This window comes from Streptomyces sp. NPDC050806 (genome assembly GCF_055586425.1).
Genome location: NZ_JBVJIF010000004.1, coordinates 257,193 through 273,889 on the forward strand (window position 1 = coordinate 257,193; position 16,697 = coordinate 273,889).

General features: G+C 73.5%; 17 protein-coding genes. 12 read left to right on the forward strand and 5 right to left on the reverse strand.

Annotated features, from left to right (window positions below; translation table 11 throughout):
• Positions 1-10 precede the first annotated feature (10 nt).
• Genes ACZ6WH_RS13995 through ACZ6WH_RS14040 form a run of 10 tightly spaced genes read left to right on the forward strand, consistent with a single transcriptional unit; the run spans position 11 to position 10,092 of the window.
• Positions 11-1,279 carry an FAD-dependent monooxygenase gene (locus ACZ6WH_RS13995; RefSeq protein ID WP_469728335.1) on the forward strand — a complete coding sequence of 423 codons (1,269 nt, stop codon included), beginning with the start codon at positions 11-13 and terminating at the stop codon, positions 1,277-1,279.
• A gap of 54 nt (positions 1,280-1,333) precedes the next feature.
• Positions 1,334-2,725, forward strand: coding sequence for an MFS transporter (locus ACZ6WH_RS14000; protein WP_469728336.1), 1,392 nt, complete (start codon positions 1,334-1,336; stop codon positions 2,723-2,725).
• 54 nt (positions 2,726-2,779) lie between these two features.
• On the forward strand, positions 2,780-3,628 hold the full coding sequence (locus tag ACZ6WH_RS14005) for an FAD binding domain-containing protein (protein WP_469728337.1): 849 nt from the start codon (positions 2,780-2,782) through the stop codon (positions 3,626-3,628).
• A complete protein-coding gene (locus tag ACZ6WH_RS14010; RefSeq protein ID WP_469728339.1) occupies positions 3,625-6,015 on the forward strand; it encodes a xanthine dehydrogenase family protein molybdopterin-binding subunit in 2,391 nt (796 codons plus the stop codon). Before ACZ6WH_RS14005 ends, ACZ6WH_RS14010 begins: the two co-directional genes overlap by 4 nt.
• Complete coding sequence (locus tag ACZ6WH_RS14015; RefSeq protein WP_469728340.1) at positions 6,012-6,548, forward strand: (2Fe-2S)-binding protein; 537 nt, start codon at positions 6,012-6,014, stop codon at positions 6,546-6,548. The genes ACZ6WH_RS14010 and ACZ6WH_RS14015 overlap by 4 nt, the downstream gene beginning before the upstream one ends.
• Complete coding sequence (locus ACZ6WH_RS14020) at positions 6,548-7,225, forward strand: SRPBCC family protein (RefSeq protein WP_469728342.1); 678 nt, start codon at positions 6,548-6,550, stop codon at positions 7,223-7,225. The genes ACZ6WH_RS14015 and ACZ6WH_RS14020 overlap by 1 nt, the downstream gene beginning before the upstream one ends.
• Positions 7,222-7,878: an isochorismatase family protein gene (locus tag ACZ6WH_RS14025; RefSeq protein ID WP_469728343.1), complete on the forward strand. Its 657-nt coding sequence runs from the start codon at positions 7,222-7,224 to the stop codon at positions 7,876-7,878. The genes ACZ6WH_RS14020 and ACZ6WH_RS14025 overlap by 4 nt, the downstream gene beginning before the upstream one ends.
• A gap of 11 nt (positions 7,879-7,889) precedes the next feature.
• On the forward strand, positions 7,890-8,738 hold the full coding sequence (locus ACZ6WH_RS14030; protein ID WP_469728344.1) for an alpha/beta fold hydrolase: 849 nt from the start codon (positions 7,890-7,892) through the stop codon (positions 8,736-8,738).
• 57 nt (positions 8,739-8,795) lie between these two features.
• Entirely contained in the window at positions 8,796-9,287 is a 492-nt protein-coding gene (locus ACZ6WH_RS14035) for a MarR family winged helix-turn-helix transcriptional regulator (RefSeq protein WP_469728346.1), read from the forward strand.
• A gap of 55 nt (positions 9,288-9,342) precedes the next feature.
• A complete protein-coding gene (locus ACZ6WH_RS14040) occupies positions 9,343-10,092 on the forward strand; it encodes a maleate cis-trans isomerase family protein (protein WP_469728347.1) in 750 nt (249 codons plus the stop codon).
• Positions 10,093-10,157: 65 nt separating this feature from the next.
• On the opposite strand, the gene ACZ6WH_RS14045 is transcribed toward ACZ6WH_RS14040, so the two are convergent.
• From ACZ6WH_RS14045 to ACZ6WH_RS14065, 5 genes are all read right to left on the reverse strand, one after another.
• Positions 10,158-10,739, reverse strand: a complete 582-nt coding sequence (locus tag ACZ6WH_RS14045; protein WP_469728348.1) for a VanZ family protein — start codon at positions 10,737-10,739, stop codon at positions 10,158-10,160.
• Between the two features lie 55 nt (positions 10,740-10,794).
• Positions 10,795-12,102: a cation:proton antiporter gene (locus tag ACZ6WH_RS14050; protein ID WP_469728349.1), complete on the reverse strand. Its 1,308-nt coding sequence runs from the start codon at positions 12,100-12,102 to the stop codon at positions 10,795-10,797.
• Between the two features lies 1 nt (position 12,103).
• Entirely contained in the window at positions 12,104-12,574 is a 471-nt protein-coding gene (locus ACZ6WH_RS14055) for a cation:proton antiporter regulatory subunit (protein ID WP_432861637.1), read from the reverse strand.
• 134 nt (positions 12,575-12,708) lie between these two features.
• Complete coding sequence (locus tag ACZ6WH_RS14060) at positions 12,709-13,167, reverse strand: SRPBCC family protein (RefSeq protein WP_469728351.1); 459 nt, start codon at positions 13,165-13,167, stop codon at positions 12,709-12,711.
• Between the two features lie 209 nt (positions 13,168-13,376).
• The gene (locus ACZ6WH_RS14065; RefSeq protein ID WP_432861631.1) at positions 13,377-13,688 is read right to left on the reverse strand and encodes a hypothetical protein; all 312 of its coding nucleotides are present in this window, start codon (positions 13,686-13,688) and stop codon (positions 13,377-13,379) included.
• 426 nt (positions 13,689-14,114) lie between these two features.
• On the opposite strand from ACZ6WH_RS14065, the gene ACZ6WH_RS14070 reads away from it, so the two are divergent.
• A complete protein-coding gene (locus ACZ6WH_RS14070; protein WP_469728352.1) occupies positions 14,115-15,371 on the forward strand; it encodes a GNAT family N-acetyltransferase in 1,257 nt (418 codons plus the stop codon).
• A 53-nt stretch (positions 15,372-15,424) separates the two neighbouring features.
• Entirely contained in the window at positions 15,425-16,660 is a 1,236-nt protein-coding gene (locus ACZ6WH_RS14075; RefSeq protein ID WP_469728353.1) for a DegT/DnrJ/EryC1/StrS family aminotransferase, read from the forward strand.
• The last annotated feature ends 37 nt before the right edge of the window (positions 16,661-16,697 follow it).

The following is a 16,697-nucleotide window of genomic DNA, read 5'->3' on the forward strand; positions in this document are numbered from 1 at the left end:
TGGAGGAACAATGGCGCCCAGTCAGTCCTACGAAGTCACCCTCGCCGGCGGCGGCCTCGGCGGCATGACCGCCGCGCTGGCGCTGCGCCAACGGGGCCTGCGGGTCACCGTCCTGGAACAGGCACCGCAGCTCGGCGAGGTCGGCGCGGGCATCCAGACCGCGCCGAACGCCAGCCGGGTACTGCTCGGGCTCGGGCTGCGCCGGCGGCTGGAGGCCATCCACACCGAGCCGCTGGACCAGGTCAGGCGGCGCTGGCAGGACGGCCGCATCGTGGGCCTCACCTCGCTGGGCCAGCACTGCAAGGACCGGTACAACGCCCCGTACTGGCACTACCACCGCGCCGACCTGCACCGCGTGCTCATGGACGCCTGCCTCGACCCGGCCGGGCCGGGGCCCGTGGTCCAGGTCCACACCTCCAGCCGGGTCGCGGAGGTGGACCGGTCCGACCCGGCACGGCCGGTGGCCGTCACCGACGACGGGCGGCGCTACCCCGGCGACGTGCTGATCGGCGCCGACGGCATCCGCAGCCGGGTGCGCGACCTGATCGGCGCCCCGGACACGCTGGAGTTCTCCGGCGAGATGGCCTTCCGGGCGCTGATCCCCGGCGACCTCGTCGCAGCCGACCCCGCGACCCGCTGGCTGGTCGACCGGTACCAGAGCACCATCTGGTACGGCCCCGGCCGGCACCTGGTCCACTACATGATCCGCCGGGGGGAGTTCCTGAACGTCGTCGCGTGCGTGCCCTGCACGGACGAGGTCGCGGAGAAGTGGACCGTCGCCTCCACACCGCAGGATCTGGTGAACGCCTTCCCCGGCTGGGACGACCGGGTGCCCGCGATGCTCTCCAAGGCCAAGGACGACGTCAGCTGCTTCGCGCTGTACCACCGGCGCCGGGACCCGGTCTGGATGGACGGCCGCGTCGCGCTGCTGGGCGACGCCTGCCACGCCATGCTCCCCTACCAGGCACAGGGCGCCTCACAGGCGATGGAGGACGCGGCGGTACTGGCCGAGGAGCTGGGCGCGGTCAACAGCGGTGAGGTGGAGGCGGCGCTGCGCCGCTACGTCGACCGGCGGGCCAAGCACGCCGGGATGGTCCAGGACGCCTCGCTCCAGAACAAGACCTTCTACCACTTCCCCGACGGCCCCGATCAGTCCGCACGGGACGAGACGCTCAAGCGTTTCGACGGCGAGTCCGATCTGTCCTACGAGTGGCTGTGGCGCGGCACCCCGCTGCACGACCCCGACTCCGTCGCCTTCTCCTACCCGTTCGCCCGCTGACAGTTCTTCCGCTCACCCACCGCACCGGCACTCCGCCCCGGACACAGGAGCGACATGAAGACAGGCGACCGGATCGTCCAGGACCTGCCGTGGAAATGGGGGGTCCAGGGCCGGATCTTCCTCATCGGCGGCCTCGGCTATCTCTTCGACGCGTACGACATCGCGCTCAACGGCTTCCTGATGCCGCTGGTGGGCGCCCACTTCGACCTCTCGCTCGGCGCCCGCGGCCTGGTCGCCACCGCCAATCTGGTCGGCATGGCCCTGGGCGCGGTGGTCTGGGGCGCCATCGCGGACCGCATCGGCCGCAAGAAGGCCTTCAGCGTCACCCTGCTGATCTTCGCGGTGTTCTCGGTGCTCGGCGCGCTCGCCCCGGCCTACCCCGTCTTCCTCGCGCTGCGCTTCCTCGCCGGGATCGGGCTCGGCGGCTGCATCCCCGTGGACTACGCGCTGGTCGGCGAGTTCGCGCCGCGGAAGTACCGGGGCCGGGTGCTCACCGCGCTGGACGCGTGGTGGCCGGTGGGCGTGACGCTGTGCGGCCTGGTGTCCACGGCCCTGCTCCCGCTGGACGGCAACTGGCGGTGGATGCTCGCCACGATGAGCGTGCCGGCGCTGCTGCTCTTCTGGGTGCGCCGCGGGGTGCCCGAGTCGCCGGTGTACCTCACCCGGCAGGGCCGCGAGGCGGAGGCCCGTGCGGTCATCGACGACCTGGTGGCCCGCACCGGGGCGCCCGTCGAGCCGTACGTGATCCCGGCGCCGGTGGCGGTGGAGCGGACCCGGGGGCCGCGCGCCGCGGCCGAACAGCTGGCCAGGATCTGGTCGTTCAGCCCGCGGATCACCTCGGCCGCCTGGCTGCTCTTCGCCACCGTCATGCTCGTCTACTACGCGGCGCTGAGCTGGCTGCCGTCCATCCTGAAGGAGCAGGGGCTCGGCGACACCGCCGCGTTCATGAACACCACGCTGATGAGCGGCGTCGGCATCGTGGGCGTACTGGTCTCCACCGCGCTGGTGGACCTGGTCGGCCGCAAGTGGCTGATCGGCGTCTCCGCGCCGGTCGCCGCGCTCGCGCTGGTGGTCTTCGCGCTGGTGCTGCACCTGCCGGCCGGTTCGCTCGTGGCCATCGGCGTCTTCGGCTTCCTGATGCAGCTGGCCATCCCCGCGATGTACGCGTACGTCGCGGAGCTGTACCCGACGCGGCTGCGGGCGAGCGGTTTCGGCTGGGCCTCCTCGGTCAGCAGGGTGCTCACCGGGTTCGCGCCACTGCTGTTCGGCTCGGTGATGTGGCCGCTGATCGGACTGCCGCTGACCTTCGCCGTGCTCGCCGTGGCGGTGCTGCTCGCCGTCCTCTGGATGGCGGTCGCGGCCCCCGAGACCAAGGGCGCCGAGCTGGACGGCACCGACCCGGAATCCCAGGACGTACCGGAGGCCGCCCCGCGGACCGCGCTCTAGGGAGTCTCCGCCGTCCGCGCGAACGCCGCCCGCCCGTACCCGACAAGGAGGACCATGAAGCCCGCCCCCTTCCGCTACCACCGGGCCCGCAGCGCCGAGGACGCCACCCGGCTGCTGAGCGAGCTCGGCGACGAGGCGAAGGTCATCGCCGGCGGCCAGAGTCTGGTGGCGATGATGAACTACCGGCTGGCCCGGCCGGCCCACCTGGTCGACATCGGCGGCCTGCGGACCCTCGACCACCTGCACACCGACGCCGACGGCGCGCTGCACATCGGGGCGCTGACCACGCATCACACCGTGGAGACCACGCCACCGGACGTACTGGAGCCGGGCTTCGGGGTGCTGCGCCGGGCCATGGGCTGGATCGGGCATCTGCCGATCCGGACCCGTGGCACGGTCGGCGGCAGCCTCGCGCACGCCGACGCCACAGCGGAGTGGTGCCTGCTGGCCGTCGCGCTCGGCGCCGAGATCGTGGCGGAGGGGCCGCGCGGCAGCCGCCGCATCCGCGCCGAGGACTTCTTCTTCGGGTACTACACCTCCGCGCTGGACCCCGACGAACTCCTCGTCGAGATCGTCTTCCCGCGCCCGGCACCGCATGCCGCGCTCACCGAATTCGCCGAGCGCCGCGGCGACTTCGCGATCGTGGCGGCCGCCGTCGACCTCGACGTGGCGGGCGGCGCGGTGCACGGCGGACGGGTGGCGCTGGGCGGGGTGGCCCCGGCGCCGGTACGGGTCCCCGAGGCGGAGGCCGTGCTGGCCTGCGGGGGCACGTTCGCCGAGTGCGCGGCAGCGGCGGCCGAGGCGAGCGATCCGCCGGGCGACGCCGCCGGCGGCCCGGAGTACCGCCGTCATCTCATCCGTACGTTGGTCCGGCGCGCCTGTGAGGAGGCGATGGCCCTGTGACATCCGCATCGGGGACATCCGCATCGGAAGGCCGGCTGGTGGGCCGGTCGGTCGCCCGCCGCGAGGACCCGCGGCTGCTGACCGGGCGCGGCCGGTTCGTGGACGACATCGCGCTGCCGGGCATGCTGCACGCGCAGTTCGTCCGCAGCACCGTCGCGCACGCCGAGGTGACCGGCGTCGACCTGAGCGCGGTGCGTCACGTGCCGGGTGTCGTCGCCGCGTTCACCGCCGAGGACCTCGGCCTCGGGGACATCACCGCGCGGCTGGACCGCCCGCTCACCGAGTACGTGCCCACGGCCATGCCCGTCCTGGCCCGCGACCGCGTCCGGTACGTCGGCGAGCCGTTGGCGGTCGTGGTGGCCCGGGACGCGTACGCCGCCGAGGACGGTCTGGAGGCGGCCCGGGTGAGTTACGCGCCGCTGCCGCCGGTGACCTGCGAGGAGCAGGCGCTCGCCGACGGCGCGCCGCTGCTCCACGACGAGGCGCCGCGCAACACCCTCGTCGACGTCTCACTCTTCGCCACGGAGGGCATCGACGAGGTCTTCGCGCAGGCGGCGTGCGTGGTCCGGGTGGACTCCAGGACCGGGCGGCAGAACGCGCTGCCGCTGGAGACCCGCGGCACGGTCGCACACTGGGACGACCGCGAGGAGCAGCTCGTACTGGAGACCTGTACGCAGGTGCCGCACCAGGTGCGGACGGTGGCCGCGCGCTGCCTGGGCCTGGACGAGCGGGCCGTGCGGGTGCGGGTGCCGGACATGGGCGGCGGCTTCGGGCTGAAGTGCGTCGTGGGCCGGGAGGAGATCGCCGCCGCTGCCGCGGCCCTCCGGCTGCGCCGGCCGGTCAAGTGGATCGAGGACCGCAAGGACGCGCTGACCGCGTCGTTCCTCGCCCGCGAGCAGCACTACGACGTGCGGGCCGCGTTCGACGCCGAGGGGCACGTCCTGGGGCTGGACGCCGATGTGGTGTGCGACATGGGCGCCTACTCCTGCTATCCGTTCACCGCGGGCATCGAGCCGCTGATGGCGTCGGCGGAGATGCCCGGCGTGTACCGGGTGCCCGCGTACCGGGTGCGCGGCCGTGCCGTGACCACCAACAAGGCGCCGACCGCGCCGTACCGGGGCGTGAGCCGGCCGCAGTACGTGATGGTCGTCGAGCGGCTCTTCGAGCGCGCGGCGCGCGAACTCGGCCTGGACCCGGTCGAGATCCGCCGCCGCAACGTCATCACCGACTTCCCGTACACGGGCGTCAACGGCATCACCTACGACCCGGGGTCCTACCGGGAGGCGCTGGACCTGTGCGAGCGGACCGTACGGGCCGAGGGCTGGTACGAGAAGCAGGCGGCGGCCGCGGCCGAGGGACGCCGGCTCGGCATCGGCTACTCCTGCTTCAGCGAGCGCACCGGCTACGGCTCGGCCGCCTTCGCGCAGCGCAAGATGGAGGTGGTGCCCGGCTTCGACCTCGCCGAGGTGCGGATGGACACCAGCGGCGCGGTCACGGTCACCACCGGCACGATGAGCCACGGCCAGAGCCATGAGACGACCATGGCGCAGATCGTCGCCGACGAGCTGGGGCTGCCACTGGCGAAGGTGAAGCTGCACCAGGGCGACACCGACCGTGTGGTCTACGGCTGGGGCACCTTCGCCAGCCGGTCCATCGCGGTCGGTGGCAGCGCCGTCCGGCTGGCGGCGGCCGGGCTGGGCACCAAGCTCCGGCGGATCGCCGCGGCCCGCTGGGGCGTCGCCCCGGAGGACACGGAGTGCGGGACCGGAGGGGTGTGGCGCCGCGACGAGCCCGCCGTGTCGCTCACGTACGAGCAGTTGGCGGAGATCGCGTACCTCAAGGCGCACCTGCTGCCGAAGGACGTCGCGCCGGGGCTGTCGGCCACCGCCGCGTTCGACGTCTTCAACGACGGCACGTTCTCCAACGCCACCCACGCCTGCGTGGTGGAGCTGCACGAGGGCACGGGGCAGGTGGAGATCCTGCGGTACGTGTGCGTCGAGGACTGCGGCGTGGCGGTCAACCCGCAGGTGGTGGAGGGCCAGTGCCGGGGCGGTATCGCGCAGGGCATCGCGGGCGCGCTCTTCGAGCAGGTGACGTACGACGCGCAGGGTGAGCCGTCGACGACCGGCTTCATGGACTACAAGGTGCCCACCGCGCACGAGATCCCGGACGTGGCGATCCACCACCTGGAGACGCCGTGCGCGTTCACCGAGACCGGCGCGAAGGGCGCCGGCGAGGGCGGCACGATCGGCGCGCCCGCCGCCGTGCTGAACGCCGTCAACGACGCCCTGCGCCCCACCGGCGTCGAACTGGACCACACGCCGATCACGCCGGCGGCGGTGCACGACGCACTGCGGCGGCAGCCGACCCTGGAGCGTGCCCGATGACCGAAGCGACGACCGGCCCGACGGCCGACCGGACAGCCGATCTGCAGCTGATGACGCTGCACGTCAACGGCGAGGAGTACGAAGTGCTCGCCGAGTCCCGCCGCACCCTCGTCGACGTGCTCCGGCACGACCTGCGGCTGACCGGCACCCACGTGGGGTGCGAGCACGGCATCTGCGGTGCCTGCACGGTGCTGGTCGACGACCGGCCGGTACGCGCCTGCCTGATGTTCGCGGCGCAGGCGGAGGGGGCTCGGATCCGTACGGTCGAGTCGCTGTCCGGCGGTGCGGGCGGGTGTGAACTCAGCGACCTGCAGCAGGCGTTCAGCGCGCACCACGGACTGCAGTGCGGGTTCTGCACACCCGGCTTCCTGATGCTCGCCGAGGGGTTCCTCGCCGAGCGGCCGGAGGCGACGAAGGAGGAGATCCGCGAGGTGGTCGCGGCCAATCTGTGCCGGTGCACCGGCTACCAGACCATCGTCGAGGCCATCGACGGCTGCGCGGCGGCCCGCCGGCTCGCCGGGAAGGAGAACTGATGCTGCTGACCCACACGGTCCCCGTGAAGGCCCCGCCGGACCGGCTGTTCGCGCTGCTCAATGACGTCGAGCGGGTGGCGTCGTGCATGCCGGGCGCGGCGCTCGACGGGCAGGACGGCGACGCCTGGCAGGGCAGGGTGACGGTCCGGGTCGGTCCGGTGACGGCGGCGTACGCCGGGACCGTACGGTTCCTGGAGGCCGATGCCGGGGAGCGGCGGCTGCGGGTGCGGGCGCGCGGTGCCGACGCGCACGGCAGCGGTGACGCCGAGGCCGAGGTGACGCTGGTGGTGGCGGACGCGCCGGAGGGCGCGCTGCTGCGGCTGGAGACCGACCTGGTGATCCGGGGGAAGATCGCGCAGTTCGGGAAGGGCGCGATCGGCGCGGTCTCGGACCGGATCCTGCAGCAGTTCGCGCGGAACCTGGGCAGCCTGCTGGACCAGCAGCGGGTGCCTGCGGCGAGCCCGGCGGCGGGCCCGACGGCGGCATCCGCACCGGCCGCTGCGACGGCGGCGGCCCCGGCCGCCCCCGAATTGGACGGCCTGGCGGTGCTCGCGGGTCCGGCACTGACCAAGTACGGCCCGGTGGCCGCCGCCTTCGCCTTCGGCCTGTTCGAGGGCTGGCTGCTCGGGCGCATGGCCGGGCTGCGCCGCGAGCTGAAGGCCGTGAGGCGGGCATGAGCGCGGGCCGGTACGGGGAGACCACCGACCGCACCTACGAGCGCGCCGGGTTCGGCGCCCCCGTGCGCCGCGGCGGCCGCCCCGCGCTCGTGGTCGTCGACCTCACCCGTGGCTTCACCGAGGACGCCTTCTCGTCCGGGGCCGATCTGACGGACGTGGTCGGGGCAACGGGGCAACTGATCGAGGCGGCGCGCCCGGCAGGGGTACCGGTGGTGTTCACGGCCATCGCCTACACGCCCGCCGAGGCCGCCGGTGACTCCGTCACCTGGCTCCAGAAGGCGCAGGGCATGCGGACGCTGCGCGCGGGCAGCGAGGCGGTGGCCGTCGATCCCCGGCTGCCGCGCCGGCCCGAGGACCACCTGATCGTCAAGAAGGGCGCCTCGGCGTTCTTCGGCACCTCGCTCGCGGCGACGCTGACCGCCCTGGGCTGCGACACCGTCGTGGTGTGCGGCGCGACGACGAGCGGCTGCGTGCGGGCCACGGCGGTGGACGCGGTGCAGTCCGGCTTCCCGGTGCTCGTGCCGCGGGAGTGCGTGGGCGACCGCGCGCCCGGCCCGCACGAGGCGAACCTCTTCGACATCCAGGCGAAGTACGGCGATGTGATCGGCCTCGCGGACGCCCTCGCCTACCTCGACCGACTCCCCCGTACCTGAGGAGACCTGCCATGCCGACCGATCCCAGGTCGCTCCCCCAGTCGGCCCTCGCCGACCTCGCCGACATCCCCGCCACCGGCCGGTGGGTGCGCTCCGGGTCCGCCCGGCTGCACGTCCTGGACTACGGCGGGCCGGGCGTCCCGCTGGTGATGCTGCCCGGCATCACCAGCCCGGCCGTCACGATGGACTTCGTCGCCCGCGAACTCACCGATCTGGTACGGCCGTTGGTGATGGATGTACGGGGCCGCGGGCTCTCGGACGGCGGCGGCACGTACACGCTGGAGGAGTACGCCGAGGACACCGAGGCCGTGATCGAGGGGCTGGGCCTGGAGCGGCCGCTGCTGTTCGGGCACTCGATGGGCGCGCGGATCGCGGCGGTCACCGCGGTGCGCGGCAAGGTGCCCCTCGGCGGTACGGTGCTCGCCGACCCGCCGATGAGCGGCCCGGGGCGCGGCCCGTACCCGACCACGCTCGACACCTTCCTCGGCCAGCTCCACCAAGCACAGCGCGGTACGGACGCCGACGAGGTGGCCGCCTCGTGGCCGCGCTGGCCGCGCAGGGAACAGGAACTGCGGGCCCGCTGGCTGGCCAGTTGCGCGGAGGAGGCGGTCGTCGCCACCCACAGCGGATTCGAGGCGGAGGACTTCTTCGACCGGTGGCCCGCGGTGCCGGGCCCGGTGGCGCTGCTGTACGGCGCGGACAGCCCGGTGGTCACGGCTGCGGGTGCGGCGGAGGCGCGGCGGCTGCTGCCCTCGGCGGCCTTCGCCGCGGTCCCGGACGCCGGCCACATGATCTTCTGGGACAACCCCGCCGCCGGGCTCGCCGCGCTGCGCGACGCACTGCGCCCGATGCCGGGGTGACGGCACCGCCGGGGCATCGGCCGATCCGGGCGTGTCGCGCCGTGATTGAGTGGCCCCATGGCTGACCAGAGGGCTGACACCACCCCTTCCGCAGAGTCCGTACCGGCGATCCCCGTGGCCCTGACGGCCGCGCCGGGCTATCAGGTGCGGCGGCTCTACCAGGCGTACCTGGCGGTGTGGGTGCGCACCGTCGATGCCACGCTGACCGGGCCGCAGTTCGCGGTGCTGACCGCCGTGGACGCGACGCCCGGGCACGACCAGCGGTCGATGGCCTCGGCGGTGGCGCTGGACACCTCCACGATGGCGGACGTGGCCCGGCGCCTGGAGAACCGCGGGCTGCTCGTCCGCCGCACCGCGGCCGACGACGGCCGCCGCAAGCTGCTGTACCTCACCGAGGAGGGCGAGCGCACCCTCCGCGCCGCGCACGACCGCGCCCGTGCGCTGGACGAACGGCTGCTCGCACCGTACGACGCCGGGCAGCGCGCGGACCTGATGGACCTGCTGACCTCCATGGCCGACCACTGGGAGGGCCTGGCCGAGGAGTCCTGACCCGCACCCGTACCGCGGCCGGCACGGGTGCCCCGTACCTCTCCGAGGAGTACCCGTGACGGATCACCACATCGGCATGATCGTGCCCAGCTCCAACCTGACGATGGAGACCGAGCTGCCGCGCATGCTGCGGGCCCGGGAGCAGGAGCGGCCGGACGACCGCTTCGTCTTCCACAGCAGCCGGATGCGCATGCGGCACGTCACGCCCGAGGAGCTGCGGGGCATGAACGCGCAGACCGAGCGGGCCGCGCTGGAGCTGGCCGATGCCCGCCCCGACGTGGTCGCCACCGCCTGTCTGGTGGCGATCATGGCGCAGGGGCCCGGCCATCACTGCACCGCCGAGGCCGAGATCACCCGGGCGCTGCGCGGCGAGGGCGCGCAGGCTCCGGTGGTCTCCAGCGCCGGTGCGCTGCTCGACGGCATCGCGGCGCTGGACGCCCGCAGGGTCGCGGTCCTCACGCCGTACATGAAGGACCTCACCCGGCTGGTCGTCGAGTACATCGAGGACGCGGGAGTGGAGGTGGTGGACGCGCTGAGCCTGGAGGTGCCCGACAACCTCGCGGTGGCCCGGCTGGACCCGGAGGACCTGCGCGAGCACTGGCGGAAGCTGGACCTCGGGCGCGCCGACGCGCTGGTCCTCTCGGCCTGTGTGCAGATGCCGTCGCTGGCGGCGATCCAGCCGGTGGAGGACGCGGCGGGGCTGCCGGTGCTCTCGGCGGCCACCGCCACCACGTACCGCATCCTCACCGAACTGGGTCTGGACCCCGTCGTACCGGGCGCGGGGCGGCTCCTCGCCGGCGGCTGACCGCTGGGGTCTCTCGATTGGATCGGGCTGGGTCGGCGAGCCCAGCAGGATCCGAACGAGAGGCTCTACGCCGTGCTGGTGCGCCGCTGCCACCAGTGGCGGCGCCGGGGGTGGACGGCGCGGCCCAGCCGGCGGCCGAGCAGGACGTAACCGAGCAGCGCGCCCGTGGTGTTGAGGATGACGTCGTCGATGTCGAAGGCGCGCCCGGTGACCAGGGCGCCCTGCACCAGCTCGACCAGGAGCATCACGGCCGCGGTCACCAGGACCACCCGCAGCGGCCCGCGGGTCTTCGGCGCCACCACCGGCAGCAGCAGCCCGAAGGGCACACCGAGCACGATGTTCCCGCCGAGCTGCTTGACGGTGTCGACGAAGGCGGGCTGCGTGAGGTAGTCGCGGAGCGAGTCGCCGGGCCGCAGGTTGGTGTGGGTGAGGGCCTCGGAGGCCGCCGACGGCTGGAGGGTCAGCCGGGCGAGCACGGCGCCGAAGGCCACCATGACGGCGAACGCCACCACCATGACCAGCACCCGGGCGGGCGGCGGAAGCGATGCCCCGCCGCCCGCGGTGGGCCCGCGGCTCTTCTTCCCGGCGGCGCCGGAGCGTCGGAGTGTCAGCCTGGTGGCGCCTTTGCGCCGGGATGACCGCGCCATGAAGACCCCTCGCCTCAGGTGGACCTGCCGGAGTTGGCCTGTTCCGACGGTCCGGTTACCCCTGTGGCGGCAGGGCATGCGCGTCCTCGCGGGGCGCGCGGTCCTCCTCGGGGGCACCGGAGGGCTCGGCGGGGGCGTCGGCGGCGGTCCCGGCCTGGGCTTCGGCGGGGCCGGCCGCCGGCTTGCGGGAGGTGATGCCGAAGAGCGGCAGGAGCCCGGTCCTGGCGCGGTTGACCACGGGGGCTGCCCAGCGCGCGGTGAGCGGCCCGAGGATGACCATGATCAGGACGTAGGCGGTGGCGATGGGGCCGATCCGCGGCTCGACGGCCGTGGTGAGCCCGGCGATGACGATGGAGAACTCCCCGCGTGCCACCAGCGCGCCGCCGGCCCGCAGCCGTCCGTTCGGCCCGATGCCGGCCCGGCGGGCCGCGTACCAGCCGGTCAGGATCTTGGTCACGGTGGTGACGACGGCGAGCAGCAGTGCCGGGAGCAGGACCGGCGGGATGGCCGTGGGGTCCGTGGACAACCCGAAGAAGACGAAGAAGATGGCGGCGAAGAGGTCGCGCAGCGGCATGAGGAGCTTGCGCGCGCCCTCCGCGACCTCACCGGACAGCGCGATGCCGACGAGGAACGCGCCGACCGCCGCGGAGACCTGGAGTTCCTGGGCGATGCCCGCGACGAGCACGGTCAGCCCGAGGACGACGAGGAGCAGCATCTCCGGGTTGTCGGAGGAGACCCAGCGGCTGATCAGTCGGCCGTGCCGGAGCGCGAGGTAGAGGACGAGGCCGACGGCACCGAGGGCGATGAGGAGCGTGACGCTGCCGCCGGCGAGGCCGACGCCGGCCAGCAGGGCGGTGAGCAGCGGCAGGTAGACCGCCATGGAGAGGTCTTCGAGGACCAGGACGCCGAGGATGACGGGGGTCTCGCGGTTGCCGAGCCGGTTGAGGTCGGTGAGGACCTTGGCGATGACACCGGAGGAGGAGATCCAGGTGACGCCGGCCAGCGCGACGGCGGCGACCGGGCCCCAGCCGAGCACCAGGGCGGCGATCGCGCCCGGTACGGCGTTCAGCAGGAAGTCGACGGCGCCGGAGGGGTATTGCGTCTTCAGGCTCGTGACGAGTTCGGAGGCGCTGTATTCGAGGCCGAGCAGGAGGAGCAGCAGGATGACGCCGATCTCGGCGCCGACGGCCACGAACTCCTCGCTGGCGTTGAGGGGCAGCAGCCCGCCGTGCCCGAAGGCCAGCCCGGCGAGGAGATAGAGGGGTATCGGCGAGAGTCCGACCCGGCCGGCGAACCGGCCGAGGAGCCCGAGGGCGAGGATGACGGCGCCGAACTCCACGAGCAGTGCGGTGGTCTCGTGCATGTCAGCCTCCGGCGATGATCGCGGCGAGGGCGTCGACGCCCTCACGGGTGCCGACCGCGACGAGGGTGTCGCCGATGGCGAATCGGAAATCGGGGCCCGGGGACGGGTGGGCGCTGGTGCGGCGCAGCACCGCGACGATGGACGCGCCGGTCCGGGTGCGGGCCTGGGTGTCACCGAGCAGCCGGCCGCCGTACGGGGAGCGGCTGCCGATCGGGATGTGCTCGGTGACCAGGTCGATGCCGTCGGTGCGGACGGCGTCCAGCGGGGCCGGGTCTATCAGGTGGGCGAGCGCCGTCGCCTCCTCCCGTTCCAGTGGTACCGACGAGCGGCAGGTATCGGGGTCCTCGGCTTCGTAGAAGCCGAGGAAACGGCGTCCGTCGTGGTGTACCACCACGGAGAGGCGCTGTCCGGCGTGCGTGGTGAAGTCGTACCGCGTACCGACGCCCGGCAGCGAAGTGCGTCGCGTCCCCATCGTGTCCTCCCCGGACATCGCGCCGGGGTGCGCCGGTGGCGCGGACCGAACACGATCTCCTTTACCTGGCCATTACGTTTTACCCCATCATTACAGATGCTTGGCGAGTACACGCGGCCGGGCGGGGACGCGGCTCAGCCGACGGGCATGTGCCAGGGCTCCTCCGGCAGCGGACTGCCCGTCTCCACAAGGGACTTGAGGTTGGACAGCACCGCGGCCCAGCCGCCGGCCGCCGCCTCGCGCTCCGCCTCGTCGGCCAGGTTCTCGTGGGTCACGGTGAGCCGGACGATCCCGCCGTACGGCTCGATGCCGAAGGTGACCTTGGATGGGCCGCCGGCCGGCTCCTCACCCGGCGCGGCCCAGGTGGTGACCAGCCGCCGCGGCGGGGTGCTCTCGACGACCATCCCGACGACGTCGGCGATGCCCGAGCCGTCCGTGCGCCGGTGCTCCCAGGAGGAGCCGGTCCGCCAGTCGGAGACGTTGCTGTGCCCCCAGTACGCGGCCGTCAGCTCGGGGTCGGTCAGCGCGTGCCAGATCTTCTCCGGCGCGCCCTCGATGTAGGTGACGTAGACACATACGGGTTTCTCGTTCACGGCGTCCTCAGCTGGTCGGTCACGGCACCGGGCGCCCGCGGCCGCGGGCGCTCGCTCACCCGACGTTGTGCGGGCCCGTGCCCGCCCGTCAATCGGGGCGCGCCGGCACAGCGCCGAACGGGCGACCCCGGCCGCGCGTACGCCGGCCCCGCGGACGTGCCGCGAACCCGGCGCACCTGCACGGAAGTGGGCCCGTCAGGCCCCGCGGATCAGGCCTCGGCCGCGATCCAGGCGATGTGCCAGCCGTTCTTGGCGGCGTACTCCGGGTCGATCGCCTGCCGGTCCACCCGGCGCACGTAGATGCGGAAGCCCGCCGGAGTGGCGGCGTAGACGGTATTGCCGCCGGTGGTCATCCACATGCGGTCGTCACCGGTGAGGGCCGCGAGGTACGCGGGGGTGCTGGTGAATTCCCCTTCCGAGGTGTCGACGTCGATGTAAACGCCGTCGCCGTTGCGGTCGGGATAGGCGACCCACCCCTCGCCGGGCCGGGTCCTGCCGGAAACGAGCTTGCCGTTTTTCATCTCGGCTCCCGTCACGTCATGTACAGCTCATGCGGCGCCGTCGGCCGCTGTTCCGAGTCTGCGTCCATTGCCGGGGCACGCAAGGCTCTTCCAGAGAGAATGGCCGGATGCCAAAGCCGCGGTACCGGGCTTTCCGGGAATGGCCGGAATCGGCATTGACCGACACGTTCCCGGTGGCAGGGGTTGACAGCGGGCGGCCGCCTCAAGACTGTGGTTATCAGCCTCTGGCGGCCCCGAATCGGTTCATCGGCGCATGAGGAGACCGCGATCCGGGCCTCGCGGCGGTCCTTTCCACAAGAGGGCACACACCTCGGCGGAAAGACCTCGACTTCGGGCAGTACGGCCTGCCCGGCGCATGTGCCGACTGAATCCCTTTCCCGAATTGATGTCCGTGCGGGCATCATCCGGAAACGGTCGGAGGTGTCCGTGCATTCTTCCTCACCGCCCTCTCCGGATTACGACTTCCGCCCGCCCGACGACTGGTCCGATTTCACCGGAGTGGTGAGTCTGGCCTACGGCGGGTACGACCATTCACCGGAACACCGCGCGGCCGTCGCCGAGCTGCTGGAGCCCAAACGCTCGCTGCTCGCCCGCGCCGCCGGCCGGACCTGCGCCACGCTGGCCGGCTACTCCCTGGACATGACGCTGCCCGGCATCGGCCCGCGGCCCGTGCTCGGCCTCGGCTACATCGCCGTCTCCCCCGCGCACCGGCGGCGCGGTCTGCTGCGCGAGCTGATCCGGCGGACCCTCACCGACCTGCACACGACGCGGGCCGAGCCGGTCGCGGTCCTCAACTCCACCGAGCCGGACATCTACGGCCGCTTCGGCTTCGGCGCGGCGAGCCGGGCCGTCTCGCTCACGATCCCGGTCGAGGCCAGGGACCTCACCGAGGTCCCGGCGGGCGACGGTCCCCCGCTCTCCCTGGAGGTCGCCTCCCCCGCCGAGAGCGAGGCCGCCGTCGCGGCGGTGTGCCGTGCCTGCGTCGCCGAGCGCCCCGGAACACCGCGCCGGGAGGGCGCCTGGCTGCGCCGCTCCCTCGTCGATCCGCCCGCCGACCGCGGCGGCGCCGGACGCCTGCTGTGCATGCTGGCCACCGACGGCACGGCCGTGCGCGGCTACGCCCTCTACCGGCTCACCGCCGGCTGGACCCGCTCCTTCCCGCGGTTCACCGTCACCGTCCGGGAACTGTGCGCGGCCGACCCGGCCGCCTACGCCTTCCTGTGGCGGTCGCTGCTGGACGTCGACCTCGGCGGCACCGTCGTCGCCGAGGCGCGCCCGGTCGACGACCCGGTCCTGACCCTGCTCGCCGACCCGCGCAGCGCCGCGCCGACCGTGCGCGACCAGCTGTACGCCCGGGTGGTCGACGTGGACCGCGCGCTGGCCGGCCGCGGTTACGCCGCCGAGGCCGAGCTGGTGCTGGAGGTGAGCGACCCGCTCTGCCCGTGGAACGAGGGGCGGTGGCGGCTCATCACGGGCCCGGCGGGGGCCGACTGCGTCCGCACCCGCGCGGCCGCCGATCTGGCGCTCACGGCACGGGAGCTGGGCGCCGTGCTGCTGGGCGACGGCTCGTTCGCGCAGCTGGCGCTGGCCGGCCGGGTGACGGAGCTGCGCCCCGGCGCGGTCCGCGCCGCCACGGCCGCCTTCCGCCACGACCCGGCGCCGTTCTGCCCCATCGTCTTCTGACCTCGCGGCCAGCGCCCGCCGTCACCACCCGCCGACCCCTTACGGAGCCCGCCATGCCCGGTCCCGGCTATGCCTTCTTCGGGGAAGAGGAACGCACCAACGTCCAGCAGGTACTGAACACATGGTCCCGCTCCACCGCCGCGCACTCCTACCCGCTCGGCGACCTCACCCAGACGCGCCTTTTCGAGCAGGAGGCCGCGCGCCGGCTGGGCAGCCCGTACTGCCTGTCCGTCAACAGCGGTACGTCCGCGCTGCTCACCGCGCTGGCGGCGCTGGACATCGGCCCCGGCGACGAGGTCATCGTCCCCGGCTACCTCTACGTCGCCTCGGTCGCCGCCCTCGTCCACAGCGGCGCCACGCCCGTGGTCGCCGAGATCGACGAGACGCTGACCCTGGATCCCGCCGACGTCCGGGCCCGGATCACGCCGCGCACCAAGGCGCTGATGCCGATCCACATGCTCGGCGCACCCTGCGACATGGCCGCGCTGCGGGGGATCGCGGACGAGCACGGGCTGGTGGTGCTGGAGGACGCGGCACAGGCCTGCGGCGGGACGTACCACGGCCGGCCGCTGGGTTCCTTCGGCCGCGCGGCGGCGTTCTCGCTCAACATGTTCAAGGTGATCACCGCGTGCGACGGCGGGTTCCTGCTCGCCGCCGACGACCGCACCTTCCAGCGGGCGTACGGCTTCCACGACCACGGCTGGTTCCCGTACCGCCGCGAGGAGGGGGCCGGTGACCGGATGCTCGGCCTGAACCTGCGGATGACCGAGCTGACGGCGGCGGTCGCCCGCGCCCAGCTGGCCCGGCTGGACACCTTACTGGCCCGCACCCGGGCGCAGCGGAACGCGCTGGCCGCCCTCATCCCCCTGCGGGACGGGCTGGCCCGGCGTCCGTCGCACGACCCGGCGGGCGACTGCGCGACCGTACTGGTCCACCTCTTCGAGGAGCGGGCGGCGGCCGAGGCCGTGGCGAAGCGGCTGGGCACCAGGACACTGCTGCACTCGCCCAAGCACTACTACGGCGGGCTGCCGGAGCTGCGCGCCCTGGCCGCCGGCGACGCCCGGTCCTGCCCGTCCCGGCGCGGGGAACCCGCGTGGCAACGGCAGGACTTCCGGCCCGGCGCGCTGCCCCGCACCGACGACGTCCTGGGCCGCGCGGTGGCCCTGACCGTGGGCCTGTCCGACACGTACCTGGGCGCCGACGTGGGCGTCACCGTGTTCAGCGGGCCCGACGAGATCGCCGCGGCCGCCGAGCGCTTCCGGGCCACTGCGGACGAGGTACTGGGCTGACGCGACACGGGCGCCGGCCCGGCACCGCACCAGCCGG